The organism is Thauera phenolivorans (genome assembly GCF_001696715.1).
GTDB lineage: Bacteria > Pseudomonadota > Gammaproteobacteria > Burkholderiales > Rhodocyclaceae > Thauera > Thauera phenolivorans.
Genome location: NZ_MBFM01000004.1, coordinates 318,341 through 344,117, shown reverse-complemented (window position 1 = coordinate 344,117; position 25,777 = coordinate 318,341). Strand labels below are relative to the sequence as shown.

23 protein-coding genes are annotated in these 25,777 nt (G+C 68.5%); 19 read left to right on the top strand and 4 right to left on the bottom strand.

Annotated elements, in window-relative coordinates; genetic code table 11:
* Nucleotides 1–90: 90 nt before the first annotated feature.
* The gene (locus tag BB334_RS11515; protein ID WP_068808642.1) at nucleotides 91–978 is read right to left on the bottom strand and encodes a LysR family transcriptional regulator; all 888 of its coding nucleotides are present in this window, start codon (nucleotides 976–978) and stop codon (nucleotides 91–93) included.
* Between the two features lie 222 nt (nucleotides 979–1,200).
* On the opposite strand from BB334_RS11515, the gene BB334_RS11510 reads away from it, so the two are divergent.
* The 10 genes from BB334_RS11510 to BB334_RS11465 all read left to right on the top strand — a co-directional run bounded on the left by BB334_RS11510 (nucleotide 1,201) and on the right by BB334_RS11465 (nucleotide 10,017).
* A complete protein-coding gene (locus tag BB334_RS11510; protein WP_083200404.1) occupies nucleotides 1,201–2,736 on the top strand; it encodes an MFS transporter in 1,536 nt (511 codons plus the stop codon).
* A 30-nt stretch (nucleotides 2,737–2,766) separates the two neighbouring features.
* Entirely contained in the window at nucleotides 2,767–3,924 is a 1,158-nt protein-coding gene (locus BB334_RS11505; RefSeq protein ID WP_068808641.1) for a M20 aminoacylase family protein, read from the top strand.
* Between the two features lie 122 nt (nucleotides 3,925–4,046).
* Nucleotides 4,047–4,679, top strand: coding sequence for a trimeric intracellular cation channel family protein (locus BB334_RS11500; protein WP_068808640.1), 633 nt, complete (start codon nucleotides 4,047–4,049; stop codon nucleotides 4,677–4,679).
* A gap of 48 nt (nucleotides 4,680–4,727) precedes the next feature.
* On the top strand, nucleotides 4,728–5,255 hold the full coding sequence (locus BB334_RS11495; protein ID WP_068808639.1) for a glycine cleavage system protein R: 528 nt from the start codon (nucleotides 4,728–4,730) through the stop codon (nucleotides 5,253–5,255).
* Nucleotides 5,256–5,519: 264 nt separating this feature from the next.
* Complete coding sequence (locus tag BB334_RS11490) at nucleotides 5,520–6,623, top strand: porin (protein ID WP_068808638.1); 1,104 nt, start codon at nucleotides 5,520–5,522, stop codon at nucleotides 6,621–6,623.
* A 584-nt stretch (nucleotides 6,624–7,207) separates the two neighbouring features.
* Complete coding sequence (locus tag BB334_RS11485; protein WP_068808637.1) at nucleotides 7,208–7,516, top strand: hypothetical protein; 309 nt, start codon at nucleotides 7,208–7,210, stop codon at nucleotides 7,514–7,516.
* Between the two features lie 91 nt (nucleotides 7,517–7,607).
* Nucleotides 7,608–7,862 (top strand): type II toxin-antitoxin system Phd/YefM family antitoxin, encoded by a 255-nt coding sequence (locus BB334_RS11480; RefSeq protein ID WP_068808636.1) that lies wholly within the window; start codon nucleotides 7,608–7,610, stop codon nucleotides 7,860–7,862.
* The gene (locus BB334_RS11475) at nucleotides 7,862–8,269 is read left to right on the top strand and encodes a type II toxin-antitoxin system VapC family toxin (protein WP_068808635.1); all 408 of its coding nucleotides are present in this window, start codon (nucleotides 7,862–7,864) and stop codon (nucleotides 8,267–8,269) included. Before BB334_RS11480 ends, BB334_RS11475 begins: the two co-directional genes overlap by 1 nt.
* Complete coding sequence (ampD, locus tag BB334_RS11470) at nucleotides 8,269–8,871, top strand: 1,6-anhydro-N-acetylmuramyl-L-alanine amidase AmpD (RefSeq protein WP_083200403.1); 603 nt, start codon at nucleotides 8,269–8,271, stop codon at nucleotides 8,869–8,871. Before BB334_RS11475 ends, ampD begins: the two co-directional genes overlap by 1 nt.
* A gap of 339 nt (nucleotides 8,872–9,210) precedes the next feature.
* Complete coding sequence (locus BB334_RS11465) at nucleotides 9,211–10,017, top strand: transglycosylase SLT domain-containing protein (protein ID WP_068808634.1); 807 nt, start codon at nucleotides 9,211–9,213, stop codon at nucleotides 10,015–10,017.
* A gap of 71 nt (nucleotides 10,018–10,088) precedes the next feature.
* On the opposite strand, the gene BB334_RS11460 is transcribed toward BB334_RS11465, so the two are convergent.
* Nucleotides 10,089–11,264 carry a pyridoxal phosphate-dependent aminotransferase gene (locus tag BB334_RS11460; RefSeq protein WP_068808633.1) on the bottom strand — a complete coding sequence of 392 codons (1,176 nt, stop codon included), beginning with the start codon at nucleotides 11,262–11,264 and terminating at the stop codon, nucleotides 10,089–10,091.
* A gap of 69 nt (nucleotides 11,265–11,333) precedes the next feature.
* Nucleotides 11,334–13,193, bottom strand: a complete 1,860-nt coding sequence (locus BB334_RS11455; protein WP_068808632.1) for a phosphoenolpyruvate carboxykinase (GTP) — start codon at nucleotides 13,191–13,193, stop codon at nucleotides 11,334–11,336.
* Between the two features lie 238 nt (nucleotides 13,194–13,431).
* Here BB334_RS11455 and BB334_RS11450 point away from each other — a divergent pair, with 238 nt between their 5' ends.
* Both BB334_RS11450 and pbpG read left to right on the top strand, forming a co-directional pair.
* A complete protein-coding gene (locus tag BB334_RS11450; RefSeq protein ID WP_068808631.1) occupies nucleotides 13,432–15,705 on the top strand; it encodes an NADP-dependent malic enzyme in 2,274 nt (757 codons plus the stop codon).
* Between the two features lie 343 nt (nucleotides 15,706–16,048).
* Complete coding sequence (gene pbpG / locus BB334_RS17630) at nucleotides 16,049–17,311, top strand: D-alanyl-D-alanine endopeptidase (protein ID WP_083200402.1); 1,263 nt, start codon at nucleotides 16,049–16,051, stop codon at nucleotides 17,309–17,311.
* A gap of 16 nt (nucleotides 17,312–17,327) precedes the next feature.
* Here the strand turns inward: pbpG and BB334_RS11435 are convergent, their stop codons facing one another.
* Entirely contained in the window at nucleotides 17,328–18,050 is a 723-nt protein-coding gene (locus tag BB334_RS11435) for an IclR family transcriptional regulator (RefSeq protein WP_408646454.1), read from the bottom strand.
* A gap of 344 nt (nucleotides 18,051–18,394) precedes the next feature.
* Here BB334_RS11435 and BB334_RS11430 point away from each other — a divergent pair, with 344 nt between their 5' ends.
* The 7 genes from BB334_RS11430 (at nucleotide 18,395) to BB334_RS18685 (ending at nucleotide 25,773) form a co-directional block, all read left to right on the top strand.
* Nucleotides 18,395–21,256, top strand: coding sequence for a monovalent cation/H+ antiporter subunit A (locus tag BB334_RS11430; RefSeq protein ID WP_068808628.1), 2,862 nt, complete (start codon nucleotides 18,395–18,397; stop codon nucleotides 21,254–21,256).
* Nucleotides 21,256–21,717 (top strand): Na+/H+ antiporter subunit C, encoded by a 462-nt coding sequence (locus tag BB334_RS11425; RefSeq protein WP_083200401.1) that lies wholly within the window; start codon nucleotides 21,256–21,258, stop codon nucleotides 21,715–21,717. The genes BB334_RS11430 and BB334_RS11425 overlap by 1 nt, the downstream gene beginning before the upstream one ends.
* Nucleotides 21,714–23,234, top strand: coding sequence for a monovalent cation/H+ antiporter subunit D (locus tag BB334_RS11420; RefSeq protein ID WP_068808627.1), 1,521 nt, complete (start codon nucleotides 21,714–21,716; stop codon nucleotides 23,232–23,234). The genes BB334_RS11425 and BB334_RS11420 overlap by 4 nt, the downstream gene beginning before the upstream one ends.
* Nucleotides 23,234–23,761 carry a Na+/H+ antiporter subunit E gene (locus tag BB334_RS11415; protein WP_068808626.1) on the top strand — a complete coding sequence of 176 codons (528 nt, stop codon included), beginning with the start codon at nucleotides 23,234–23,236 and terminating at the stop codon, nucleotides 23,759–23,761. The genes BB334_RS11420 and BB334_RS11415 overlap by 1 nt, the downstream gene beginning before the upstream one ends.
* On the top strand, nucleotides 23,758–24,027 hold the full coding sequence (locus BB334_RS11410; protein WP_068808625.1) for a K+/H+ antiporter subunit F: 270 nt from the start codon (nucleotides 23,758–23,760) through the stop codon (nucleotides 24,025–24,027). Before BB334_RS11415 ends, BB334_RS11410 begins: the two co-directional genes overlap by 4 nt.
* Nucleotides 24,028–24,039: 12 nt before the next feature.
* Nucleotides 24,040–24,441 (top strand): Na+/H+ antiporter subunit G, encoded by a 402-nt coding sequence (locus BB334_RS11405; RefSeq protein WP_068808624.1) that lies wholly within the window; start codon nucleotides 24,040–24,042, stop codon nucleotides 24,439–24,441.
* Nucleotides 24,442–25,050: 609 nt separating this feature from the next.
* Nucleotides 25,051–25,773 (top strand): pseudouridine synthase, encoded by a 723-nt coding sequence (locus tag BB334_RS18685; RefSeq protein ID WP_232756720.1) that lies wholly within the window; start codon nucleotides 25,051–25,053, stop codon nucleotides 25,771–25,773.
* The last annotated feature ends 4 nt before the right edge of the window (nucleotides 25,774–25,777 follow it).

Sequence of the window (25,777 nt, the reverse complement as noted above, 5' to 3'; positions counted from 1 at the left end):
TAACCAGGGAAGTTTATCGCGGCAGAAGAGAAACTGATGTATCCGATCTACGCAGCGGACTGCCGCCAGCGCCGGCGATCCTCGGGTCGATCAAGCCAGATAGCGCATGAACAGCGCCGCCATCGGCTTGGCCGAGGTTGACAGGGGGATGCCCCTGACCCGTAGCAGGCCGAGCGGCATCGCCGGCGGGAAGGGCTGGACCTCGATGCGCTGGATGCCGTGGCCCACCAGCGCATCGGTGAACAGGCGCGCGGGGCCGACGCCGATGTGGTCGGTGCGCTGCATCAACTCGAGCATCAGCATCGTCGACGAGCAGTGGACGACGTGCCTTGGCCGCGGCAGATCCTGATTCCGGCACCAGGTCTCGAAGGTGTGGGCGAGGCTGCCCGGACTCAGGTTCAGCACCCAGGCGGCATCGGCCAGCGCGGACCAGGTGGTGTGCGCGCCGAGCGGGTGCCCGAGGCGTCCGGCGATCGTGATCTCGGCGTCGCAGACCGGCTCGAAGCTGATCTCGTAGGGCAGGTCGGCGGGGTTCACGATCGCGATCGCGAAGTCGAGCCGTCCCTCGATGAGATCGGGCAGCACCTGGGTGAGCAGACCCTCGGTGAGGCGCACCTCGGTGTCCGGGCGCAGGCAGGCGTATTCGCGCAGCACGCGCGGCAGCACCAGGGCGCCCGCCATCGGCGTCACTGCGATCGCTACGTGGGAATCGACCCCGCCACGCAGCAGTCGCACTTCCTCCACCGCCTTGTCGAGGATCGACAGTGCCAGCCGGGCGTGCTTGAGGAGGGCGGTGCCGGCGGGGGTGAACTCGATGCCGCGGTAGCTGCGCGCGAGCAACTGGGCGCCGACGTCTGCCTCGAGCTCGCGCAGCGCGCGCGTCAGCGCGGACTGGCTCAGGTTCATGACGCGCGCCGCGGCGCGGATCGAGCCGCACTCCGCCACGCGCAGGAGCGCCCGAAGCTGGTGATCTTTCATCGCGGCCGCCGGGGTGTGAATCGTCCGCTGCCCAAGGTACTGCGCACCGCGCCGCGGCGCAATCCGGGGCGAGCCCGGCCTGGAACGGGGCGCGCAAGGGGGGGCGGGGGTGATTCGAAAAAGTTGTCACCCGCGCCTACGCGATGCCTTTTCGGGTTTACCCGGGAGGAGAAAAATCCGCCCCGTACCAGTGATTCCACCCACACCTTCGAGGAGATCGGCATGAACACGAACGCGGGTCAGGCTCCCGGCTATCAGGGGACTGACAAACTGCTGTACGGCATCATCCTGGGCGTCATCGCCTTCTGGATGTTCGCCCAGACCACGCTCAACATCGCGCCCGACATGCAGCGCGAGCTCGGTCTGGACGCGAGCATGATGAACATCGCGGTGGCGATCACCGCCCTGTTCTCGGGCATCTTCATCGTCGTCATGGGCGGGCTCGCCGACCGCTTCGGCCGGGTCAAGGTCGTCACGCTGGGCTTCTACCTGAACATCGCCGGTTCGCTGCTGATCGCGATCGCCCCCACGGGCGAGCTGGCGAGCGCCTTCCTGATGGTCGGCCGCGCGCTGCAGGGCCTGTCGGCGGCGTGCATCATGCCTGCCAGCCTGGCGCTCGTGAAGACCTACTGGGACGGCCCGGCGCGCCAGCGCGCGGTGAGCCTGTGGTCGATCGGCTCCTGGGGCGGTTCGGGCGTGTGCTCGCTGTTCGGCGGCCTGGTGACGGCCAACTTCGGCTGGCGCTACATCTTCGTCGCCTCGATCGTCGTCTCGATCATCGGCCTGCTGATGATCAGGGGCACGCCCGAGAGCAAGGCGGAGGTCAAGGGCAGCTACAAGTTCGACTTCGCCGGCGTGGCGACCTTCATGATCGCGATGATCGCGCTGCAGATCGTCGTCACCCAGGGCAACAAGTTCGGCTGGACCAGCCCGGCGATGCTCGGCCTGATCGCCGTCACCGTGATCTTCGGCGCGCTCTTCTTCCGCATCGAGTGCACCACAGCCCAGGGCTTCGTCGACTTCAAGCTGTTCAACAATCCGACCTACACCGGCGCCACGATCTCGAACTTCCTGCTCAACGGCGTCGCCGGCACCCTGCTCGTCTCGCTGCAGCTCGTCCAGTTCGGCGGCGACATGAGCGCCCAGCAGGCCGGCATCCTCACCCTCGGCTATGCGATCACGATCATCGCCTTCATCCGCGTCGGCGAGAAGCTGCTGCAGCGTTTCGGGGCCCGCAAGCCGATGATCTGGGGCTGCCTCATCACCGGGCTCGCCATCCTGCTGCTGTCGCCGGCCAACCTGCTGCTCACCGACTACAAGATCCTCGCCGTCATCGGCTATGCCCTGTTCGGTGTCGGCCTGGCCTTCTACGCCACGCCCTCCACCGATGCCGCACTCTCCAGTCTGCCCGCCGCGCAGGTGGGCTCCGGCGCCGGCATCTACAAGATGGCCTCGTCCCTCGGCGCCGCCTTCGGCGTGGCGATCTCCGCGGCGATCTTCACCGCGCTCAGCGCCAGCCCGGACAGCGTCGCCTGGCTCGAAGGCGTGATCACCTTCCAGGGCCGCCAGGACAACCTCGCCGTCCGCGAGGCCGCGGTGATCGCCCTCATGTTCAACGTCTTCATGGTTGCCGTGGCGATCCTGTCGATCATGCTCACCGTCCCCAAGGTGACCGGCCGCAAGGACCAGGAAGCCGCCCCCGGCACGACGCCCGTGCCGGCCCAGCCGCAGGTCGCGGCCCAGCCCCGCCGCGCCTGACCGATTCCCGTCTTTGAAGAGGACTCACCCATGAACCCACTGATCGAAGCCCTGAGCGTCACCCAAGGAGATATGAAGGTCTGGCGCCATCACATGCATCGTCATCCGGAGCTCGCCTTCGAAGAGCACGAGACCGCCCGCTACATCGCCGACCTTCTGCGTGGCTGGGGCTACGAAGTCACCGAAGGCATCGGCAAGACCGGCGTCGTCGCCAGCTTGCGCGCCGGCGACGGCGACAAGGCGATCGGCCTGCGTGCCGACACCGACGCGCTCGCGGTGCAGGAGATGGTCGACAGCGACCACAAGAGCACCGTCCCGGGCAAGTCCCACACCTGCGGCCACGACGGCCACAGCGCGATGCTGCTGGGCGCGGCCGAGTACCTGGCGCGCACCCGCAACTTCAACGGCACCGTGCATCTGATCTTCCAGCCGGCCGAGGAGGTCATGGGCGGCGCCCCGGCGATGATCGCCGACGGGCTGTTCGAACGCTTCCCGATGGAGCGGGTGTTCGGCATGCACAACATGCCCTCGCTCGAGCGCGGCAAGCTCTACTTCACCGCCGGCCCGGTGATGGCGGCGGTCGACAACTGGGAGATCGAGCTCGGCGGCAAGGGCAGCCACGGCTCGATGCCGGAGAAGAGCATCGACCCGGTGGTGGCCGGCGCCTCGCTGGTGATGGCGCTGCAGACCATCGTCTCGCGCAACGTGGCGGCGAAGGACGCCGCGGTGGTGTCGGTGGGCGCCTTCCTCGCCGGCGACGCGGGCAACGTCATCCCGCAGACCGCGATCCTGCGCCTGAGCATCCGCACCAGCTCGCCCGAAACCCGCAAGCTGGTGCTCGGCAAGGTGCGCTCGATCACCGCCGCGCAGGCCGCGTCGTTTGCCGTGAGCCACGAGATCCGCGAGGGCGCGCCCGGCGCGGTGCTGGTCAACGACCCCGCTCAGACCGCGGAATGCGCCCAACTCGCCGGCGCGCTGGTCGGCGAGGACCAGGTCGTGATGCCCGGGCCCACCTTCATGGGCAGCGAGGATTTCGCCTATTATGCGCAGCACAAGCCGGGCACCTACTGCTTCATCGGCAACGGCGACACGCCGATGGTGCACCACCCGATGTACGATTTCGACGACCGCAACCTGCCGATCGGCGCCGCCTACTGGGTGGCGGTGACCGAGCACTATCTGAAGTAGAACAAGCCCGCAGGGGCTTCGATGATTGGCGCAAGGGGGCACGGGTTGCCCCCTTGCGCCGTTTTTGGCCGCCCGCAGCGCCCCGTCCTTCCTCCTTTTCCGGCCGTGCCGGGCCATCGCACATGAGATTTTCCGCCCTCCTCATCGCCATCGAAGTCGGTGGCACGCTCGCTTTCGCGATGTCGGGCCTGGCCGAGGCCACGCGCAAGCGCATGGACATCGTCGGCGTGTTCTCGGTCGCCTTCGTCAGCGCCTTCGGCGGCGGCACCGTGCGCGACATCCTGCTCGACCGCCGGCCGCTGTTCTGGGTCGAGCAGCAGCTCTACCTCTGGCTCGTGCTCGGCATGGTGTTCACCGCGCCGCTCTGGCTGCGCACGCTGCAGCACAAGCTGGGTGGCTGGCTGATGGAGTTCGCCGACGCCTGCGGCCTCGGTCTGTTCGCGATCTCGGGCACGACGCTCGCCGTGCGGGCCGGCATGTCGCCGCTGGTGTCGATCCTGATGGGGGCGATCACCGCGGTCGTCGGCGGCGTGTCGCGCGACGTGCTGTGCAACGAGATTCCCAAGGTCTATCACGATCACAGGCCCTACACCTTGTGCGCGCTCGGCGGCTGCAGCGTGTTCCTGGGCCTGGCCGCGCTCGGGCTGCCGGCCCAGCTCGCGAGCCTCGTCGGCATCGGCGTGGCGACCGGCTCGCGCCTGCTCGCCGTGGCGCTCGACTGGCGCCTGCCCTCGTGGCCGTCGGCGCCGAACTGAGCGGCCTCGGACCCCGTCCACCCGCCACACACCAGAGGAGCAGCGCCCATGAAAGCATCCCTCGTCATCACCCTGATCGGCGCCGACCGCCCCGGCCTGGTCAATGCGCTCGCGGCACGTGCCGCCGCCTGTGGCGCGAACTGGCTCGAGAGCAGCATGGCGCAGCTCGCCGGCAAGTTCGCCGGCATCGTGCGCCTCGAGATCGAGGCGGCCGAGGCGGGCAAGCTCGAGGCTTCGCTGCGCGCGCTGGAGGCCGAAGGCTTCCGGCTCACGATCGAGCGCGGCGCCGCCGCCGAGACTGCCGCCTCGCGCGCGATCTCGCTGCAACTGCTCGGCCACGACCGCCCCGGCATCGTGCGCGAGATCTCCGCCGTGCTCGCGCGGCACGGCGCCAGCATCAGCCGTCTCGAGACTGCCTGCGAGAACGCCTCCTTCAGCGGCGAGCCGCTGTTCCGCGCGCGGGTCGAGGTACAGCTGCCGCCCGCGGTGGAGCCCGCGGTCCTGCAGGCCGAGCTCGAGGCGCTCGCCAACGAGCTGATGGTCGATATCAGCCTCGCGGGCGAGCATAAGGACTGAGGGGCCATGCGCCGCGGCGCCGCAGCGAACCCGATCGAGGACCGTGCCGGCGCCCGTCGCCATCGAATTCGCATGTCCTGCGGCGCCTGCAAGCCCGCCCTGTTGCACCAATGCAACAAGATCGGCCCGAATGTGGCCGAATTCGGACGCAAGGCTTGCGTGCCCCCCGCCCGGCTTTGCACAATCATCCCAACTTCTCGCCAGAGAGGTGAGTAGGGCCAAGGATTCAACTGCGGTCTCAACTTCATATTTGAGGAGAAACAAATGCAAAAGAAACTGATCGCGCTGGCTGTTGCCGGCCTCGTTTCGGCTCCGGTTTTCGCGCAATCGAACGTCACCGTCTACGGCGTGGCTGACGCTGGCATTGCCTACGGCGAGCACGGTGAAGGCGAGTTCCAGGGCGTCCTGAGCGGCGTCCTGTCGGGCAGCCGCATCGGCTTCAAGGGCTCGGAAGACCTGGGCAACGGCCTGAAGGCGGTGTTCCAGCTCGAGCAGGGCTTCGACATCGGCGACGGTGGCTCTTCGCCCTCGACCCGCCGTGGCGACTCGGTGTTCTCCCGCCAAGCCTGGGTTGGCGTGAGCGGCGCCTGGGGTACCGTCGGTCTCGGCCGTCAGTACGCGCCGGGCTACTTCGCCAACTACGACGCCGTCCTCGGTGCCAACATCAGCCCGCAGTCGCTGCTGTCGAACCAGACCGGCGCCAGCATCACCCCGAACAGCGCTGCTCGCTGGGACAACTCGGTCAGCTACACCGGCTCGTTCTCGGGCCTGACCGCGCGCGCCATCTACGCCGCCAACGCTGAAACCAACGCGTTCAACCCGGCTACCGGGCAGGAAGTGTTCAGTGCCGACGACGACGACGCCTTCGGTCTGGGCCTCGACTACTCGAACGGCCCGCTGAAGGTCGGTGCGGTCTACCACCTCCTGAGCGATGCCGTCAGCACCGCCGGTTCCGACGATCAGCAGGAATGGCTGCTTGGCGCCAGCTACGACTTCGGCGTCCTGACCCTGGCCGGTTCCTACCAGCAGACCCAGAACGCCCTCTTCATCGATGGCGCCGATGTCGACATCTATCAGCTGGGCGTGATCGTTCCGGTCGGCGCGGCTGGCAACGTCCACGTTGCCTACGGCGAGGCTGATATCGACGCGCCGGGCTTCGATGGCAAGACCAAGGCCTACACCGTCGCCTACACCCACGCCCTGTCGAAGCGCACCACCGCTTACGCCGGCTACATGGGTACCGACAACGACGACGGCCTGGCCATCAGCCTGGTCGACCCGGGCTTCAAGTCGGTCGGCGGTGTCGGCGTGGAAGAAAGCGGCGAGAAGTCGCACCTGGTCGCGGTTGGCCTGCGTCACACCTTCTAATCTGTCTTCCAGACAGGTTTGAATGGAAAACGGGAGCTTCGGCTCCCGTTTTTTCGTATACCTGCGAGTGCAAGGCGCGGCGACGGGGTGGGGGCTTGCATCTGCTCGTTCTCGAACGTGGGCGCGCATGCGATCCGCCGGCGCTGCGCGGGGTGTTCCTTCTGCAGGCTGCGGAACTCGCCCTTCGGGCTCGGACAGTCCTCGCCTGCGCCAGGAACACCCCACACATCGCCGGCTTCCGTGGTGCCTCGCGGCTTGCTGGAAAACCGTCCCGCCTGGTTGGTTTCGCCCTTGGGTTCCGCCTTGCCGGTGGTTCCAGGATGCGTGCGGGGCATTCCTGGAGAGGGCGAGGACTGTCCGAGCGAAGCGAGTTCCGCAGCCCTCGGAAGGAATACCCCGCACGCATCCCCCTCGAGCAGTCCGCCGAGCAGCGGGTGTCAGTCTCGCCCCCCCCCATCATCCGCCCATCCGCCCCTTCCCCCGCGCTGTCACATCCGCCCGCTTGCCCGTGTCGCGGCCGGCTTGCTAAGGTCGCCGGGATGCGGCCTTCGGGCCCGGTCTTCCCGACGATGAAGGAGCGTGTGATGAAGCGAATCCTGTTGGCCTCCCTGATGACCCTCGGCGCCGTGAGCGCGCAGGCCGAGCCCGGCGTGATGTTCGGCGTGAGCTACGCCTTCGGCGGCGAGCTCGGCCTGTCGGTGAAGATGCTCTCGAGCGATCGCGAGGCGCGCTGGGTGGGCGCGGTGGGCGGCACCTGGTACCCGGTGTCGAACCGCTTCGGCGCCGAGCTCGGCGTCGGCCGCACCTTCGAGGACGGCGTGGTGACGGTGGGCTGGGACATCCTCAACAGCCAGCCCAAGATCGGCATCGGCTACATCGATACGGATGACTGACTGCCGGGCTGCGTGCCCGGCGAAAATCGGCTGGCCTCCGGCGGACGAATTGCCTAGTATCTGGCTAGGTAGATCCCAAAGGTAGCTGGCCATGAAATCCGTCCCGCTTGCCGAAGCCAAGAATCGTTTTTCCGAACTGATCGCCGCCGCCGAGCGTGGCGACGAGGTCGCAATCACGCGGCGAGGCGTTTCGGTTGCCCGGCTCGTTGCGGTTCAGCGCCCTGAATCGGCCGACGAAGAGCAACGCGTCCGTGTCGCCGAGGCCTTCGCCCGCCTCAGGCAGATCCGCGCACGCCTTTCGCTGGAGGGCGACCTGAAGACGATAGCGCGCGAAGGCCTCGACTGATGCCCTTCGTGCTCGATAACTCGGTGCTGTGCGTCTGGTTCATCGGCAACCAGGCAACGGCCTACGCGGACGCCGTGGCAGTCCGGCTGGAGCGTGACCGCGCCGTCGCGCCCATGCTGCTGCGCCTGGAATTCGCGAACGTGTTGCGCACCGCCTGCAAACGCGGGCGCCTGATCGCCCAGGAGGCGCAGCTTGTCGTCGATCAGGTCCGTCACCTCCCGATCAAATTCGATCTGCAAACGCCCGAGGTGCCGGAACTGTTGTCGCTGGCGCTGCGCTACGACCTGAGCAGCTACGACGCGAGCTATCTCGCGTTGGCTCTACGCGAGCAACTGCCGATCGCCACGCAGGATGCCGCGCTCGCCGAGGCCGCCTGGGCGGCGGGTGTGGGGGTGTTGTCGGTGTGATGCGCTCGACGACGCCAAATGCTGCGGGGGCGCTCACGTCGAGGAATGGTCCGGCGAAAGACCTGTCCCCGGGCTGGCATCCAGCCGCCCGCCGCATTCCCTCGCCCAACTTCGATCCCCGCCCCGACTCCGCTCCGCCCGGCCTGGTCGTGGTCCACGCGATCAGCCTGCCGCCCGACCGGTTCGGCGGCCCCGGCGTCGAGCAGCTGTTCACCAACCGCCTCGACCCCGCCGAGCATCCCTACTACGCGACGATCGCCCATCTGCGGGTGTCGGCGCACTTCTTCATCCGGCGCGACGGCGAGCTGATCCAGTTCGTTTCCGCCGAGGACCGCGCCTGGCACGCCGGCCTGTCGTGCTGGGGCGGGCGGGAGCGCTGCAACGACTTCTCGATCGGGATCGAGCTCGAGGGCTGCGACACCCGGCCCTTCGAGCCCGAGCAGTACCTGTGCCTTGCCAGCCTCATCGCCTGGCTGCGGCTGCGCTATCCGATCACCGACATCGTCGGACACAGCGACATCGCGCCCGGCCGCAAGACCGATCCCGGCCCGTTTTTCGACTGGGGGCGCTTCGGAGAGGCTTTGCTTGCCGCCGTGAAGTAGTGCACACTCCGTGCCGAAGTAAGTAAATGTGTTTGTAGGAATCTCGGGAATGTTTTGACAAAAATGTTCCCAGGGGATAGACTGCGTTCTCTTTGCTGCATTGCAGCATTTCATTCATTTCAATCTTCGGTGCGGCGCGGCCCTCGCGGGCGGCGCAGTTTCATGGACGTACGCACCGCGGGGTCGGCTGTCAGTTGCGGCAACCGGCTTGAACACCTACTGAAGAACGTGTCGTGCAACGCGCCCGCGGCGCCACAAGCGCCAGGCGTACCTGCCGGTCGGCCCTCCAGCCGGCGTGGTGGTCGGTTTGCAGGCAACGCTCCCAGCACGGAGGACACCATGAAACACGCAACGAAGAAAGAGGCTTTCGCGCGCAAGACTGGCGGAATTCTGATTGCAATCGCGCACGGCGTCCTGATCGCCGGCGGGCTGACCGGGATGGCGGCGGTGGCGAACGATGCCGCCACGCCGACCCGCGTGAGTTATGTCGATACCCGCTTCGTCGGGCCGTTCGTGCCGAGCGAAAACGAGCGCAAGCTCGCGCTGGCCGAGGCCGTGAAGCCGGCATCGGTAAAGCCTGCGCGCCTCACCACGGTGTTGCAGCCGAAGGCGGCTCCGGCGTCGAAGGCCAAGGCAAAGGCCAACGCCAAGTCCAAGCCGCAGCGCGTGCTGAGCGACGACGACCTGTCGCCCGAGATGGCCAGGGTGCGCGACTGGGTCGCCGGTCGTTACCGCGTCTCCGCGGTCAAGCTCGAGCCGGCGCTCGCCGCCGCCGAGGAGGCGGGCAAGAAGGCCGGGATCGATCCGTTGCTGATCGTCGCCATCATGGCGGTGGAGTCGAGCTTCAATCCGCGCGCGGTGAGCCGCGTCGGCGCTCTCGGCCTGATGCAGGTGATGCCGCAGTACCACCAGGACAAGATGGGATCACGTCGCGGCCGTAATCAGGCCTTGTTCGAGCCCGAGTTCAATGTGCACGTCGGCACCAAGGTGCTCGACGAGGGTCTGCGCCGCTACGGCAGCATGCAGCGCGCGTTGCAGTATTACAACGGCTCGCTGAAGGATCCGAAGGCGCGCTACACCCGCAAGGTCATGTCGGTGAAGCAGCGACTGACGCAGGTCGCCGGCCGCTCGCCCACGGACGTCTGATCGATCCCGCCGCAGCGCGGTAATCGCCCCGGTAGCAGCGGCGAACGCCGCGTCGATGCGCCGCGTGTTCCTCAGAGCACGCGGCGCATTCGTTCGACCGCCTCCAGCAGGCGCTCGCCGCGCGTGGTGTACGCGATGCGCAGGTGGCGCGCCGCCAGGTGGTGGCCGAAGTCGAGGCCAGGCGTCGCCGCCACCCCGGCCTCCTCGATCAGCCGTCGCGCGAGCGCTTCGGCGTCATCGGCCAGCGGCGACACGTCGGCGTAGATGTAGAACGCCCCCTGCGGCTCGGTGGCGATGTCGAAGCCGAGTTCGCGCAGCGCCGGCAGCAGGATGTCGCGGCGGGCGGCGAATTCGGCGCGGCGCGCCTCGAGGATGTCGAGGGTGGCGGGCGTGAAGGCGGCGAGCGCGGCGTGCTGGGCCGGGGTCGACGGGGCGATGAAGAAGTGCTGGGCGAGCTTCTCGATCTCGCGCACATAGGCGGGCGGCACCACCAGCCAGCCGAGGCGCCAGCCGGTCATGCCGAAATACTTGGAGAAGCTGTTGACCACGAAGAGGTCGTCGGCCGCCGCCAGTGCCGGGCGTGAGAGCGCGGTCGACGCTTCCACCCCGTAGGTCAGGCCCTGGTAGATCTCGTCGACCAGCAGCAGCCCGCCGCGCGCCCCGGTGACCCGATGCAGGGCCTCGATCTCCTCGCCGGAGAGCAGGGTACCGGTGGGGTTGGACGGGGTGGCAACCATCAATCCCCGCGAGCGCGGACCCCACGCGGCGTCGACCTGTCCGGCGGTGGGCTGGTAGCGGGAGCCGGCATCGACCGCGAGCGCACGGGCGACACCCTCGAAGCCGCGCACCAGGTGGCGGTTGGACGGATAGCCGGGGTCGGGGAGCAGCCATTCGTCGCCCGGGTCGGTCGTCGCGGCGAGCGCCAGCATCAGCGCGCCCGAGGCGCCGGCGGTGACGATGATGCGCTCGGGCGCGACCTCGGCGCCGAAGCGCTCGTGGTAGAAGCGCGCGATCGCCTCGCGCAGCGCGGGCAGGCCGAGCGCGGCGGTGTAATGCACGTCGCCGCCGGCGAGAACGCGCTGCGCGGCCTCGACCATCGGCTGCGGGGTGGGGAAGTCGGGTTCGCCCACCTCCATGTGGATGATGTCGCGGCCCTGCGCCTCGAGCTCGCGCGCCCGGCGCAGCAGCTCCATGACGTGGAAGGGCTGGATGTCGGCGGTGCGGCGGGCGAGCAGCGGGGCGGTCATGGCGGTGTTCTCTCCTGAATGAAAAAAGCGCCGGCGAGGCGGCGCTTTCGGTGCGGGCCGGGGCCGGCCTCAGTCGGTGTTGAGGGCGAGTTCGAACAGCTCGCGCTTGAGCACGAGCTGACGCGGCAGGCGGTCCTGCAGCTTGTCGAACCACTCCTTGTGCGAGGCGAGCTCATGGCTCCAGGCCTCGGTGTCGATCTTCGTCAGGGCCTCGAACTCGGCCTTGGTGACGTCCGAGCCGCTCCAGTCGAGATCCTCGAAGCGCGGCATCCAGCCGAGCGCGGTTTCCTTCGCCGGGATATGGCCCTTGCAGCGGTCGACGATCCACTTCAGTACGCGCATGTTCTCGCCGAAGCCCGGCCACATGAACTTGCCTTCCTCGTTGATGCGGAACCAGTTCACGCAGAAGATGCGCGGCGTGTCCTCGACCACGTGGCCCATCTTCAGCCAGTGGTTGAAGTAGTCGCCCATGTGGTAGCCGCAGAAGGGCAGCATCGCGAAGGGGTCGCGGCGCACCACGCCCTGCGCGCCGAAGGCCGCGGCGGTGGTCTCCGAGCCGAGGGTGGCGGCCATGTAGACGCCGAAGTTCCAGTTGAAGGCCTGATACACCAGCGGCACCGTGGTGGCGCGGCGGCCGCCGAAGATGAAGGCCGAGATCGGCACGCCGGCGGGGTCTTCCCAGGCGGGGTCGATCGAGGGGCACTGGCTGGCGGGCGCGGTGAAGCGCGCGTTCGGGTGAGCGGCCTTGCGCCCGGTTTCGGCGGCGATCTCCGGCGTCCAGTCCTTGCCCTGCCAGTCGAGCAGGTGGGCGGGCGCTTCCTTGCTCATGCCTTCCCACCACACGTCGCCGTCGTCGGTGAGCGCGACGTTGGTGAAGATGACGTTCTCGCGCAGCGTCGCCATCGCGTTGTAGTTGGTCTTCTCCGAGGTGCCGGGGGCGACGCCGAAGAAGCCCGCTTCCGGGTTGATCGCGTAGAAGCGGGTGGTGCCCTCGGCATCCTTGCGCGGCTTGATCCAGGCGATGTCATCGCCGACGGTGGTGATCTTCCAGCCGTCGAAGCTCTGGGGCGGAATCAGCATCGCGAAGTTGGTCTTGCCGCAGGCCGAGGGGAAGGCGGCGGCGACGTAGGTTTTCTCGCCCTGCGGGTTCTCGACGCCGAGGATCAGCATGTGCTCGGCCAGCCAGCCCTCGTCGCGCGCCATGGTGGAGGCGATGCGCAGCGCGAAGCACTTCTTGCCGAGGAGCGCGTTGCCGCCGTAGCCCGAACCGTAGGACCAGATCTCGCGCGTCTCGGGGAAGTGCACGATGTACTTGGTGGTCGGGTTGCACGGCCAGCGGCTGTCCTTCTCGCCGTGGGCGAGCGGGGCGCCGACCGAGTGCACGCAGGGCACGAACTCGCCGTCGCTGCCGAGCGCCTCGACCGCGCCGCGGCCCATGCGGGTCATGGTGCGCATGTTGGCCACGACGTAGGGGCTGTCGGTGATCTCGACGCCGATGTGCGCGATCGGGCTGCCGAGCGGGCCCATCGAGAACGGGATCACGTACATCGTGCGGCCGTGCATCGAGCGTGCGAACAGGTCCTCGAGCGTCTCGCGCATGCCCTCCGGCTCTTCCCAGTTGTTGGTGGGGCCGGCGTCCCCGCGGTCCTTCGAGCAGATGAAGGTGCGGTCTTCGACGCGCGCCACGTCCGAGGGGTCGGACCAGGCGAGGTAGGAGTTGGGGCGCTTCGTCTCGTCGAGCTTGATCAGCATGCCCGACTCGACCATCTCCGCGCACAGGCGGTCGTACTCTTCGACCGATCCGTCGCACCAGACCACGCGGTCGGGCTCGGTCAGCGCGGCGATCTTGCCCACCCACTGCTTGAGGCCTTCGTGGCGGACATATTCGGGGGCCGCGGCGATGGCCGCGTCGGCGTGGCTTTGACTCATGGTTGACAGCTCTCCCGTTGCTGAAACGAAACCATTTCGAGCGGTCCGGGTCGCCCTTCGAGCGGCGCGTACGGACCGGCGGATGCGGGCGCGGGTGGGTTCCCGGGCTCAGCAAATCGGTTGCGGCACCGATTGGGGTAAACCGCAGGGGCCGAAAGCCGACTATTATGCCACGGGCGCCGCGCCCGGCACGTGGCCAGCGCGCGTCGCAATAACATAGAGGGATATACACACAGCCATGGACGAACTGATCCGCGCAGCCGCGCTCGACTATCATCGCTACCCCCGCCCCGGCAAGATCTCGGTCACCCCGACCAAGGTCCTGTCGAACCAGCGCGATCTTTCTTTGGCCTATTCGCCGGGGGTCGCGGCGGCCTGCGACGCGATCGTCGAGGATCCGGCCGAGGCCGCCGGCCTGACCGCGCGCTCGAACCTGATCGGCGTGGTCACCAACGGCACCGCGGTGCTCGGCCTGGGCAACATCGGCCCGCTCGCGTCCAAGCCGGTGATGGAAGGCAAGGCCGTGCTGTTCAAGAAGTTCTCCGGTATCGACGTCTTCGACCTCGAGATCGACGAGCCCGACGCCGACAAGCTGATCGACATGATCGCCGCGCTCGAGCCCACCTTCGGCGGCATCAACCTCGAGGACATCAAGGCGCCGGAGTGCTTCTACATCGAGCAGAAGCTGCGCGAGCGCATGAAGATCCCGGTCTTCCACGACGATCAGCACGGCACCGCGATCGTGGTCGGCGCGGCGGTGCTCAACGGCCTGCATCTGCAGGGCAAGGACCTGAAGAAGGTCAAGCTGGTCACCTCCGGCGCCGGTGCCGCGGCGCTTGCCTGCCTCGGCCTGCTGGTGAAGCTCGGCGTGCCGGTGGAGAACATCTGGGTCACCGACATCGAGGGCGTGGTGTACGAGGGCCGCACCGTGCTGATGGACCCGATCAAGGCTCGCTACGCGAAGCAGACCGAGGCGCGCAAGCTCACCGAGGTGATCGAGGGCGCGGACGTCTTCCTCGGCCTGTCGGCCGGCGGCGTGCTCAAAGGCGAGATGGTCGCCAAGATGGCGGCGAACCCGCTGATCCTCGCGCTCGCCAACCCGACCCCGGAGATCCTGCCCGACGAGGTGAAGGCGGTGCGCGATGACGTGATCATCGCCACCGGCCGTTCGGACTACCCGAACCAGGTCAACAACGTGCTGTGCTTTCCCTTCATCTTCCGTGGCGCGCTCGACGTCGGCGCGACCACGATCACCGACGAGATGCAGCTCGCCGCGGTGCGTGCGATCGCCGAGCTGGCGCGGGTGGAGCAGAGCGACATCGTCGCCGCCGCCTACGGCGAGAAGGTGGGCGGCTTCGGTCCCGAGTACATCATCCCGCGGCCCTTCGATCCGCGCCTGATCGTCAAGATCGCGCCCGCGGTGGCGGAGGCGGCGATCACCTCCGGCGTGGCGACGCGGGCGATCACCGACTGGGATGCCTATCGCGGTCACCTGAACAACTTCGTATGGCACTCCGGCATGGTGATGAAGCCGGTGTTCGCCGCGGCGCGCGGCAATCCGAAGCGGATCATCTTCTCCGAGGGGGAGTCGGAGAAGGTGCTGCGCGCGGTGCAGACCGTCATCGACGAGGGCCTTGCGCGGCCGATCCTGATCGGGCGCCCCGAGGTGGTCAAGAACAACATCGAGCGCTTCGGCCTGCGCATCGCCGCTGACCGTGATTACGAGCTGGTCAACCCCGACTCCGATCCGCGCTTCAACCAGCTCTGGCAGTACTACCACGGTCTGATGGAGCGTCGCGGCGTTTCGGTGGAGTACGCCAAGAAGGAGGTGCGCCGGCGCACCACCCTGATCGGCGCGCTGCTGCTCAAGCTCGGCTACGGCGACGGTCTGATCTGCGGCACCTATGGCATGCACCGGTTGCACCTCGACTTCATCGAGGCCGTGCTCGGCCGTCGCGAAGGGGTCAACAGCTTCTACACGGTGAACCTGGTCAACCTGCCCGAGCGCACCCTCTTCCTCGCCGACACCTACGTCAATTACGATCCCTCCGCCGAGCAGGTGGTGGAGATGACGGTGCTGGCGGCGGACGAGATGAAGCGCTTCGGCATCGAGCCGCGGATCGCGCTGCTTTCGCATTCGTCCTTCGGCTCTGCCGACTCGCCCACCGCGGAGAAGATGCGTGCCGCACTGCGCATGCTGCACGAGCGCCATCCCGAGCTGCAGGTGGAAGGCGAGATGCACGGTGATTCGGCGCTCGACGCCAGCCACCGGCTGCAGATCTTCCCCAACGCGAAGATGCGCGAGGACGCCAACCTGCTGATCTTCCCCACCCTCGACGCCGCCAACATCGCCTTCAACCTGCTCAAGAACGCGGCCGGCGAAGGCATGACGGTGGGACCGATGCTGCTCGGCGCCGCGCGCCCGGTGCACGTGTTGACGCCCTCCGCGACGGTGCGCCGCATCATCAACATGACCGCGCTCACCGTGGTCGAGGCGGGGCAGGGCGAGTAGCAGCAGCGTTCCCTGCGTCACCGCCGCAATCGCGGCGCTCGCCGCTGCTGCCCGGCCAAGCCACCCCCGCAACAGCGGCGAGCGCCGCGTCACTGCGCCGCAAGCGCGGCGTTCCCCGCGCCTGCCGGTCCCGGCCACCCCGGGGCTTCGACGTCCGCCGCGTTCCCCCGGATTTCCGCGTCGCCGTGCCGCGCGTCACGGCTGGGCGTGGAAAGCACTTCAAAAGAACTTGCTATCTGTCTATTTTGACTAAAAATTAGGTGCACGGCAGTTACGTCTGCTAACGTTCTGTCGCACTCCGGTGCAGTCGCCACCCTCATCCCGAACCCTTCGCCGCGCCGTCATGAAGCCACGTCTACTCCTCGTCGCCCTGCTCGGGCTGTCCCTGATCCAGCCCGCCTTGTTGCCCGAAGCCTCGGCCGCTGCGGGCAAGAACACGAAGGCGACGAAGGCGAGCAAGAACGTCCAGGCCAGGACGGCGGCGAAGAAGGCCGCCCCCGCCAAGAAGGCTGCGACGCGGGCGGCGCCGAAGAAAGCCGCGTCCGCCCCGGCGTCGAAGACGAAAGCGAAATCCGCCTCGACCCGGCAGGGGAGGAAGGCGGTGGCGAGCAAGGGACGCGTGGTGGACCGTGCCGCCGCCGCGAAGGCCAGCCGCGCGAAGCGGCTTGCCGCGGCACGGGTGGCGCCGGCGCGGATCGCCGCGAAGGCGGCGCCGGTGCGGGTCAGCCTGCGCAAGCCGGCGGCGGTCGGCTCCGTCGCCGCGCTCTCGGCGGCGCCGGTCGGTGGCGCCGAGGCCGACGAGATCCAGATGCTGCTCGACGCCCAGGGTCGGCCCCAGCTCGGCTCGAGTGCCTTCCTCGTCGTCAATCAGCGCAACGGCGAGATCCTGCTCGAGCGCAACTCCACCTCGGTGCTGCCGATCGCCTCGATCACCAAGCTGATGACCGCGATGGTGGTGCTCGACGCCCGCCAGCGCCTGTCCGAGGCGCTGGTCGTCTCGCCGGAAGACATCGACACCCTGAAGGGCACCGGCTCGCGTCTCGCGATGGGCACCCGCCTGACGCGCGAGGAGATGCTGCGGCTGGCGTTGATGTCGTCCGAAAACCGCGCCGCCTCTGCGCTCGGCCGCTACTACCCGGGCGGGCGGGCGGCCTTCATCAACGCGATGAATGCCAAGGCCAAGCTGCTCGGCATGTGGAACACCCGCTTCCACGACAGCACCGGCCTCAACCCCGCGAACGTCTCGAGCCCGCGCGATCTCGCCAAGCTGGTGTCGGCCTCCGCCGCCTATCCGCTGATCCGCCAGTTCTCGACCACCCACGAGCAATACGTTCCGGTTGCCGGGCGCATGCAGCGCTTCGGCAACACCAACGGTCTGGTCAAGAGTCCGGAGTGGCAGATCGGCGTGTCGAAGACCGGCTACATCAGCGAGGCCGGCCGCTGCCTGGTGATGCAGGCCTGGATGCACGGCCAGCCGGTGCTGATCGTGCTGATGGATTCCACCGGCCGCTACACGCGCACCGCCGATGCCCAGCGCGTGCGCAAGTGGATCGAGGCCGCGCCTGGGCAGCGCCTGGCGAAGGCGCCGGCGGGCTGGGAAGGCTGATGCGTCCGGGCCCGCTTCAGCGCGGGCTGTAACCGAGCGCGTGCGAGATCTCGTCTGCGGTGTCGCGCACCAGGGTCGCGCGATCGGCGTCGAAGCGCTCGGCCGGCGCCGACAGCGACAGACCGGCGACCAGGGTGCCGGTGTGGTCGCGAATCCCCGCGGCAATGCAGCGAACCCCGCTTTCCACTTCCTCCATGTCGAAGGCCACGCCATGCCTGCGCACGCGCTCGAGCTCCTTTTCGAGCGCGGGGAGGGTGGTGATCGAGGCCGGCGTCGAGCGGGGCAGGCCGGTGCGGCGCGCGTAATCGCGCACGCGGTCGCCGCCGTCCTCGGCGAGGAAGAGCTTGCCGGTGGCAGTGGTGTGAAGCGGCGCGCGCGCGCCGACGATGTGCACCACCCGCACCGAGGAGCGGCCGCTCGAGGTGCGCTCCACATAGACGATCTCGTCGCCGTCGCGGATGCCGAGGTTGACGCTCTCATCGGTGGTCGCGTGCAGCCTGAGCATCGCCGCCATCGCGGTCTCGCGCAGCGACAGGCGGGACTTCACCAGGCTGCCGAGCTCGAGCAGGCGGATGCCGAGGCGATAGGCGCCGGCGTCCGTGCGCTCGACGAAGCCGGTATGGGTCATCGCGCCGAGGATGCGATGCGCGGTCGACGGATGCAGGCCGGTTTCCTGCGCGAGCTGCTTGAGTGGCAGCGGGTCGGCATGGCGGGCGAGCACGTCGAGCAGCTTCATCATGCGCTCGATCACCTGGATGGGCGTCTTGCCATCGGCGCTGGAGGATTCGGTCTTGCGGGCGGGCACGGCGGATCTCGGAACGGGGCGCGCCAGGGCAGGCGAGGACGCGCGGAATCAGGGAAGATGCGGGGCGGTCGCTCGGTGCACTCAGGGCTGCCGCGGGGTTCGGTGCGATGGTAAACAGGTCGTCCGATTTCGCCTAGTGAAACAGCCGCGGTGGCAGCTCAAATGTTTCAAATATATACTTTCGCTGAAATACGCCTCGCCATGCGGGCGGGATGTCCTGACGCGGCTGCGGCCTTCGTTCGCGCCACCCGATCCATCGAGTCAAGCCGGATGCCGACATGAGCCTCGTCCTGATCGTGCTGCTGCCCTTCATCGGCGCGCTGTTTCCCGCGCTGATGGTGCGTGCCGGGCGTAACGCCTGTGCGGTCACCACCTTCACCTTCAGCCTGCTCGCCTTCCTGCTGCTGCTGTCGCATGCTCCCGCGGTGTTCCGCGGCGAGGTGATCGCGGCGAGCTGGGACTGGCTCCCCGCGCTCGGGCTGCAGGCGAGCTTCTTCCTCGACGGCCTCGGCCTGTTCTTCGCCGGGCTGATCCTCGGCATCGGCCTGCTGATCATCGTCTATGCCCGCTTCTACCTGTCGAAGGACGACCCGATGGGCGCCTTCTTCAGCTACCTGCTGCTGTTCCAGGGCGCGATGGTGGGGGTGGTGCTGTCGGACAACATCCTGCTGCTGCTGGTGTTCTGGGAACTCACCAGCCTGTCCTCCTTCCTCCTCATCGGCTACTGGAAGCACCTGCCCGAAGGCCGCCAGGGCGCGCGCATGGCGCTCACCGTCACCGGCGCCGGGGGGCTGGCGATGATCGCCGGCATGCTGATCCTCGGCGATATCGCCGGCTCCTACAACCTCACCGACATCCTGCAGCACAAGGACGCGATCCAGGCCTCGCCGCTCTACCTGCCGGCGCTGGCGCTGATCCTCGCCGGCTGCTTCACCAAGAGCGCACAGTTCCCCTTCCACTTCTGGCTGCCGCATGCGATGGCCGCGCCCACCCCGGTGTCTGCCTACCTGCACTCGGCCACCATGGTGAAGGCGGGCCTGTTCCTGATGGCGCGCATGTGGCCGGTGCTCGCCGGTACCCCGGAGTGGTTCTACATCGTCGCCACCACTGGCCTGGTGACGATGCTGGTCGCGGCGATGATCGCGCTGTTCAAGGACGATCTGAAGGGGCTGCTCGCCTACTCGACGGTGAGCCATCTCGGCCTGGTGACGATGCTGTTCGGCTTCGGCACGCCGCTGGCGGCGATGGCGGGCGTGTTCCACATCCTCAACCACGCCAGCTTCAAGGCGGCGCTGTTCATGAACGCCGGCATCATCGACCACGAGGCCGGCACCCGTGACATCCGGCGCCTCGGCGGCCTGCTGCAGCTGATGCCGATCACCGCGACGATCGCGATGGTGGCGGCTGCGGCGATGGCCGGGCTGCCGCCGCTGAACGGCTTCATCTCCAAGGAGATGATGCTGCAGGAGGCGGTCGGCACCGCGTGGCTGGGCGCCGACGGCCTGGTGCCGGCGCTCGCCACGCTCGCCGCCTGCTTCTCGGTCGCCTATTCCTTCCGCTACATCGTGCACGTCTTCTTCGGTCCGCGCCGCGACGACTATCCGCACACGCCGCACGATCCACCCGCCGGCATGTGGCTGCCGCCCGCGCTGCTGGTGGTGCTCGCGGTGCTGATCGGTCTTTTCCCCGACGTGGTTGCAGGTCCGCTGGTGACGGTCGTGTCGGGCGCGGTGACCGGCGGCGCCGCCCCCGATGTGCATCTCGCGCTGTGGCACGGCTTCACCCCCGCGCTCGCACTGTCGGCGGTGGCGGTGCTCGTCGGCCTCGTCGCGCTCGCCGCCTATCCGCGCGTGCGCGCGCTGTGGCGCGCCGGGCCGCACCCGGAGGCGAAGGCGATGTTCGATGCCGGCATCGCGGGCGCGGTGGCGCTGAGCGGGCGCATCATCCACGGGCTGCACAACGGATCGCTGCAGCGCTACCTCGCCTTCGCGATCGGGAGCGTGACCGCAGCCGGCTTTGCCGCCTTCCTCGCCGCACCGCATGCGCCCGGCACGCGCGAACTGCTGCCCCTCGCGCCGGTGGCGGTGGTGGCCTGGCTGCTGCTCGTCGGCGGCTGCGTGCTCGCGGTCGCGCTCTACCGTCAGCGCCTGCTGTCGCTGCTGGTGGTCGGCATGGTGGGTCTGATCGTGTGCGTGGCCTTCATCTACCTGTCCGCGCCCGACCTCGCGCTGACGCAGATTTCGGTCGAGGTCGCCACCGTGATCCTGATCCTGCTCGCGCTCTACTTCCTGCCCAAGCAGGGGGCGGCGGGCGGCAGCGCGCGCGCCCAGCCATTGCGCCATGCGCGCGACGGGGTGCTCGCCGTCCTCGCCGGGCTGGGCATGGCGGGGGCGAGCTGGGCCATGATGACGCGCGAGGGCACCTCGCTGTCGAGCTACTACCTCGAGAACTCGGTGTCGGGCGGCGGCGGCACCAACGTGGTGAACGTGATCCTGGTGGACTTCCGCGGTTTCGACACCTTCGGCGAGATCGTCGTGCTCGGCATCGCCGCGCTCGCCATCTATGCGCTGCTCGACGGCGCGCTGCACGGACGTGTCGGCCGTCGCCTGAGCGCGTGGCTGCCCGACCTGCCGCAGTCGGCCGATCGCCATCCGATGATGATGGTGGTCGCCACCCGGGTGATGCTGCCGCTCGCCCTGCTGGTGGGTGCATATATCTTCCTGCGCGGCCACAACGAGCCCGGCGGCGGCTTCATCGCCGCCCTCGTCGTGTCGATTGCGCTGATCATCCAGTACATGGCGAGCGGCTTCGCCTGGGCCGCGCACCGGGTGAGGGTGAAGTACCACGCGATGATCGGTGCAGGCGTGCTGGTGGCCGCAGGGACCGGCATCGTCGCGATGGTGCTGGGCCACCCCTTCCTCACCTCCACCTTCGGGCACTTCTATCTGCCGCTGGTGGGCGAGATCGAGCTCGCCAGCGCGATGGCCTTCGACACCGGGGTGTTCCTGACCGTGGTGGGGGCGGTGATGCTGGCGCTCGCCAACCTTTCGCGCCTGGGTCGGTGGGCCGCTCACTACGGAGTGAACAAGAACGCGATGGACGTCGACCCGAGCGCGCTCGAGTCCAGGGAGGTCAACTGATGGAATTTCTCGTCGCCAGCGCCATCGGCGCGATGACCACCGCCGGGGTATACATGGTGCTGCGCGCGCGCACCTTCCCGGTGGTGCTCGGCCTGTCGCTGCTTACTTACGCGACCAACCTGTTCCTGTTCGCCACCGGCCGCCTGGCGGTCAACCAGCCGCCGGTGATCGGCGCCGATGCGACCGGCTACGCCGATCCGCTGCCCCAGGCGCTGGTGCTGACCGCGATCGTGATCTCCTTTGGCATGACCGCCGTGGTTGTGGTGATGGCGGTGCGCGCCTACCTCGAGACCGGCAACGATCACGTCGACCTGACGGGCGAGTCCGCGCCCGAGGCGCAGGAGGACGACTGGAAGCAGCTCGGTCACAAGCAGGCGGCGCTGGAGGCGGCGCAGCCAACCGGACCGGCGCCGGGGGCGCCCGGCGCCGGTGTCGCCGGGGCAGTCGGAGAGCGGGCATGAACCACGCGCTGATCCTCCCGGTTCTGCTGCCGGCGGTGGTCGGGGCACTCCTCGTGCTCGCCGCACGTCACGACCGCGTGCTCGCGCGCGTGTTCGGCGTCGCCTCGGCGGTACTGCTGCTGCTGATCGCGGCGGCCTTGCTGGCGACGGCGAGCGACGGCGCGATCCGCAGCTACGAGCTCGGCGCCTGGCCCGCCCCCTTTGGCATCGTCCTCGTCCTCGACCGTCTGTCGGCGATGATGCTGCTGCTCACCGCGGTGCTCGGCCTCGGTGTGCTGCTCTACGCGATCAACGGCTGGGACGAGCGCGGCAAGCACTTCCACCCGCTGTTCCAGTTCCAGCTGATGGGCATCAACGGCGCCTTCCTGACCGGCGATTTCTTCAACCTGTTCGTGTTCTTCGAAATCCTGCTGATCGCCTCCTACGGCCTGATGGTGCATGGCGGCGGCGGCTTGCGGGTGAAGGCGGGCGTGCAGTACGTCGTCACCAACCTGGTGGGTTCGTCGGTGTTCCTGATCGCGGTCGGCCTGATCTACAGCGTCACCGGCACCCTCAACATGGCCGATCTCGCGCGCAAGGTGCCGCACGTGCCGGCCGCCGACCAGGCCCTTCTGCAGGCCGGGGCGCTGATGCTGCTGCTGGTGTTCGCGGTCAAGGCGGCGCTGGTGCCGCTGCACTTCTGGCTGCCCGCCACCTACACCAACGCGCCGGGCCCGGTGGCGGCGCTGTTCGCGATCATGACCAAGGTCGGCGCCTACTCGATCATCCGCCTCTACGTGCTCGCCTTCGGTGCCGATGCGGGGGAAGCCGCCTGGCTGGCCGCACCCTGGCTGTTGCCGGCCGGGCTGGCGAGCCTCGTGATCGGCATGACGGGGGTGCTCGCGGCGCGCAGCCTGGGGCAGATGGCGAGCTTCGCGGTGATCGGTTCAATGGGCATGCTGCTCGCCACGGTGTCGGTATTCACCCCGCAGGCGCTGAGTGCGGCGCTCTACTACACGCTTCACTCCACGCTCGCCGCCGGTGCGCTGTTCCTCATCGCCGACCTGGTGGCCGAGCGCCGCGGGGCACTGCGCGACCGCCTCGCGCCCGCGCCGCGCTTCCCCCAGGGTGAACTGATCGCCGCCCTGTTCTTCGTCGCCGCGATCGCGATGGCCGGGATGCCGCCGCTGTCGGGCTTCGTCGGCAAGCTGCTGATCCTTGACGGCGTGCGCGATTCGGCTCACGCCGCCTGGTTCTGGGCGCTGGTCCTGTCGACCTCGCTGATCGCGATCGTCGGCTTCTCGCGCGGCGGCAGCATCGTGTTCTGGAAGAGCCATGCCTTCGAAAGCGCGCCGCAGCCTTCGCGCCGAGCGGGGGCGCTGCCCTTCGTCGCGGTCGGGGGGCTGCTCGCCGGCCTGGTGGCGATCACCGTCTTCGGCGGCCCGGTGCACGCCTGGCTGAACCTCACCGCGGCACAGCTGTTCGCACCGGCGGACTACATCGAGGCGGTGCTCGGCATCGCGGGAGGGACGCAGTGATGGGCGACAGGCGCGAAACCGGTAGCCGACGCAGCTTCGCCGAACGCTGGCTGCCGCATCCGATGCAGACCCTCGCCCTCGTGGTGCTGTGGGTGCTGCTGCTGAACAGCTTCAGCTTCGGGGGGCTGCTGATGGGGGTGCTGCTCGGCATCGTCATACCGATCATAACCAGCAATTTCTGGCCCGAGCGTCCGCCCGTCAAGGCCTGGGGCAAGGCGGTCGCCTACATGGCGCTGGTCGCCTGGGACGTGGTGGTCGCCAACATCCACGTCGCCCGTCTGATCCTCTTCAGTCCGGTCGAGCGCCTCGACACGCGCTGGGTCACCGTACCGCTCGAGCTGCGCTCGCCCGAGGCGATCACCGTGCTGGCAGGTACGATCACGATGACCCCCGGCACGGTGTCCTGCGACCTGTCCGCCGATGGCTGCAGCCTGCTCGTGCATTGCCTCGACGCCCCCGACGCGGAAGCCGCGGTGCGCGATATGAAGGCACGCTACGAGGCCCGTCTGAAGGAGATCTTCCCGTGATCGAATACGCCCTGGTCTTCGGCTTTTCCGCCGTTTCGCTCGCCGTTCTGCTCAACCTCTGGCGCCTGGTGCGCGGCCCTACGGTGATGGACCGGGTGCTCGCGGTCGACACCATGGTGATCAACACGATCGCGCTGATCATCCTGTTCGGGATCCAGCAGCGCACCACGGTGTTCTTCGAGACCGCGCTGCTGTTCGCGATGTTCGGCTTCATTTCCACCGTTGCCTACTGCCGCTTCGTGCTGCGCGGCGACGTGATCGAGTGAGGAGGAGAAACGATGGATTTCGTCCTTGAAGTGCTCGTCTCCATCCTGATCGTGGTGGGCGGCTTCTTCGCCCTGGTGGGTTCGATCGGCCTGGTCAAGCTGCCCGACCTGCTCACCCGCCTGCATGGGCCGACCAAAGCGACCACCCTCGGGGTGGGCGGCGCGCTCGCAGCCTCGATGGTGTACTTCTTCGGCCTCGAGGGCGAGCTCTCCATCCACGAGGTGCTGATCACCGGTTTTCTCTTTCTGACCGCGCCGGTCAGTGCGCACTTCATCGCCAAGGCCCACCTGCACCAGCACGTCGAACTCCGCCAAGGGCTGCCGCTCACCGGCCGGCCGCAGGGCTGGAGCACCTTCGACGCCCCGCCGGAGCCCGACGAGGAGCCACAGCCCGACCAATCCCCGCGCGGCTGAGCAGGCGTCTTCGCCTGCGGCGGCGACGGCGCGGGGGATTGGGGGGATAATGCAGCGCTCACCAGCCGGGGAACGCCCTTGAACACCGTACGCCGAAATCCGCCCAAGCCCGCCCCCACGCTCGTCGAGGGCACGCTGAAGCTTCGTCCGCGGGCGAAGGAAGAAAACGCTCCGGAGGAGCGCGCCGAACGTGCAGCGCCGCGCCCCGCACCACGCCGCGAGCGCGATGCGGGCAGTCCCGCCGCGCCGCGCGGGCGCGGCGGTGCCGGGTCGGACGCGCGGGCAGGCACCGACGAGGGGGGCAGATCCGGCGGCAGACCGGGTGCCAAATCGGACGCGAAATCGGACGCCAGACCGGGTGCCCGCTCGAACACCAGACCAGGTGGCAGGACGGACGCGAGATCGGGAGGCAGAACGGATGCGAGGCCAGGTCCGAAAGGCGGTCCCCGGCCCGACGCCCGGCCGGGGCCACGGCCGGAGCGGCCTGCCGGTGCGAAGCCCGACGCGAAGCCGGGCGAGCGGACGCGCGGTGCGGACCATGACGCCGCCCCGCGCCCGCCGCGCACCGAGACCGGACCGTCCGCCGCGGCGGCACGACCGCAGGAAGGTGTGCGCCTGTCGAAGGTGATGGCCGAGCGCGGCATCTGCTCGCGCCGCGAGGCCGACGAGTACATCGAGCGCGGCTGGGTCTTCGTCGATGGTCGCCGCGTCTCCGAGCTCGGCGTGCGCATCGATCCGGCGGCACGCATCGATCTTTCACCCGAGGCCAGCCGCACCCAGCGTGAGCGCGTCACCATCCTGTTGCACAAGCCGGTCGGTTACGTTTCCGGCCAGCCCGAGCCCGGCTACGAGCCGGCGGTGAGCCTGATCGGACCGGGCAATCAGTTCGACCGCGACAGCGCGCAGCGCTTCCACCCGAGCCATCTCAAGAACCTCGCTCCCGCCGGCCGGCTCGACATCGACTCCACCGGACTGCTGGTCCTGACCCAGGACGGCCGCGTCGCCCGCCAGCTGATCGGCGAGGAGTCGGAGATCGACAAGGAATACCTGGTGCGGGTCGAGGGCGCGCTCGCCGAAAACGGACTCGAGCTGTTGCGGCACGGCCTGTGGCTGGACGACCGCCCGCTGCGCCCGGCGCAGGTCGAGTGGATCAACGACGACCAGCTGCGCTTCGTGCTGCGCGAGGGCCGCAAGCGCCAGATCCGCCGCATGTGCGAGTTGGTGGGCCTGCAGGTGGTGGGGCTCAAGCGGGTGCGCATCGGCCGCGTCCGGCTTGCGGATCTGCCGATTGGCGAGTGGCGCTTCCTGCGCGAGGACGAGCGTTTCGGGTGATACG

Coding starts and splice junctions, on each gene's coding strand:
- BB334_RS11515 (WP_068808642.1), bottom strand. CDS start 978: ATGAAAGATCACCAGCTTCGGGCGCTCCTGCGCGTGGCGGAGTGCGGC.
- BB334_RS11510 (WP_083200404.1), top strand. CDS start 1,201: ATGAACACGAACGCGGGTCAGGCTCCCGGCTATCAGGGGACTGACAAA.
- BB334_RS11505 (WP_068808641.1), top strand. CDS start 2,767: ATGAACCCACTGATCGAAGCCCTGAGCGTCACCCAAGGAGATATGAAG.
- BB334_RS11500 (WP_068808640.1), top strand. CDS start 4,047: ATGAGATTTTCCGCCCTCCTCATCGCCATCGAAGTCGGTGGCACGCTC.
- BB334_RS11495 (WP_068808639.1), top strand. CDS start 4,728: ATGAAAGCATCCCTCGTCATCACCCTGATCGGCGCCGACCGCCCCGGC.
- BB334_RS11490 (WP_068808638.1), top strand. CDS start 5,520: ATGCAAAAGAAACTGATCGCGCTGGCTGTTGCCGGCCTCGTTTCGGCT.
- BB334_RS11485 (WP_068808637.1), top strand. CDS start 7,208: ATGAAGCGAATCCTGTTGGCCTCCCTGATGACCCTCGGCGCCGTGAGC.
- BB334_RS11480 (WP_068808636.1), top strand. CDS start 7,608: ATGAAATCCGTCCCGCTTGCCGAAGCCAAGAATCGTTTTTCCGAACTG.
- BB334_RS11475 (WP_068808635.1), top strand. CDS start 7,862: ATGCCCTTCGTGCTCGATAACTCGGTGCTGTGCGTCTGGTTCATCGGC.
- ampD (WP_083200403.1), top strand. CDS start 8,269: ATGCGCTCGACGACGCCAAATGCTGCGGGGGCGCTCACGTCGAGGAAT.
- BB334_RS11465 (WP_068808634.1), top strand. CDS start 9,211: ATGAAACACGCAACGAAGAAAGAGGCTTTCGCGCGCAAGACTGGCGGA.
- BB334_RS11460 (WP_068808633.1), bottom strand. CDS start 11,264: ATGACCGCCCCGCTGCTCGCCCGCCGCACCGCCGACATCCAGCCCTTC.
- BB334_RS11455 (WP_068808632.1), bottom strand. CDS start 13,193: ATGAGTCAAAGCCACGCCGACGCGGCCATCGCCGCGGCCCCCGAATAT.
- BB334_RS11450 (WP_068808631.1), top strand. CDS start 13,432: ATGGACGAACTGATCCGCGCAGCCGCGCTCGACTATCATCGCTACCCC.
- pbpG (WP_083200402.1), top strand. CDS start 16,049: ATGAAGCCACGTCTACTCCTCGTCGCCCTGCTCGGGCTGTCCCTGATC.
- BB334_RS11435 (WP_408646454.1), bottom strand. CDS start 18,050: ATGATGAAGCTGCTCGACGTGCTCGCCCGCCATGCCGACCCGCTGCCA.
- BB334_RS11430 (WP_068808628.1), top strand. CDS start 18,395: ATGAGCCTCGTCCTGATCGTGCTGCTGCCCTTCATCGGCGCGCTGTTT.
- BB334_RS11425 (WP_083200401.1), top strand. CDS start 21,256: ATGGAATTTCTCGTCGCCAGCGCCATCGGCGCGATGACCACCGCCGGG.
- BB334_RS11420 (WP_068808627.1), top strand. CDS start 21,714: ATGAACCACGCGCTGATCCTCCCGGTTCTGCTGCCGGCGGTGGTCGGG.
- BB334_RS11415 (WP_068808626.1), top strand. CDS start 23,234: ATGGGCGACAGGCGCGAAACCGGTAGCCGACGCAGCTTCGCCGAACGC.
- BB334_RS11405 (WP_068808624.1), top strand. CDS start 24,040: ATGGATTTCGTCCTTGAAGTGCTCGTCTCCATCCTGATCGTGGTGGGC.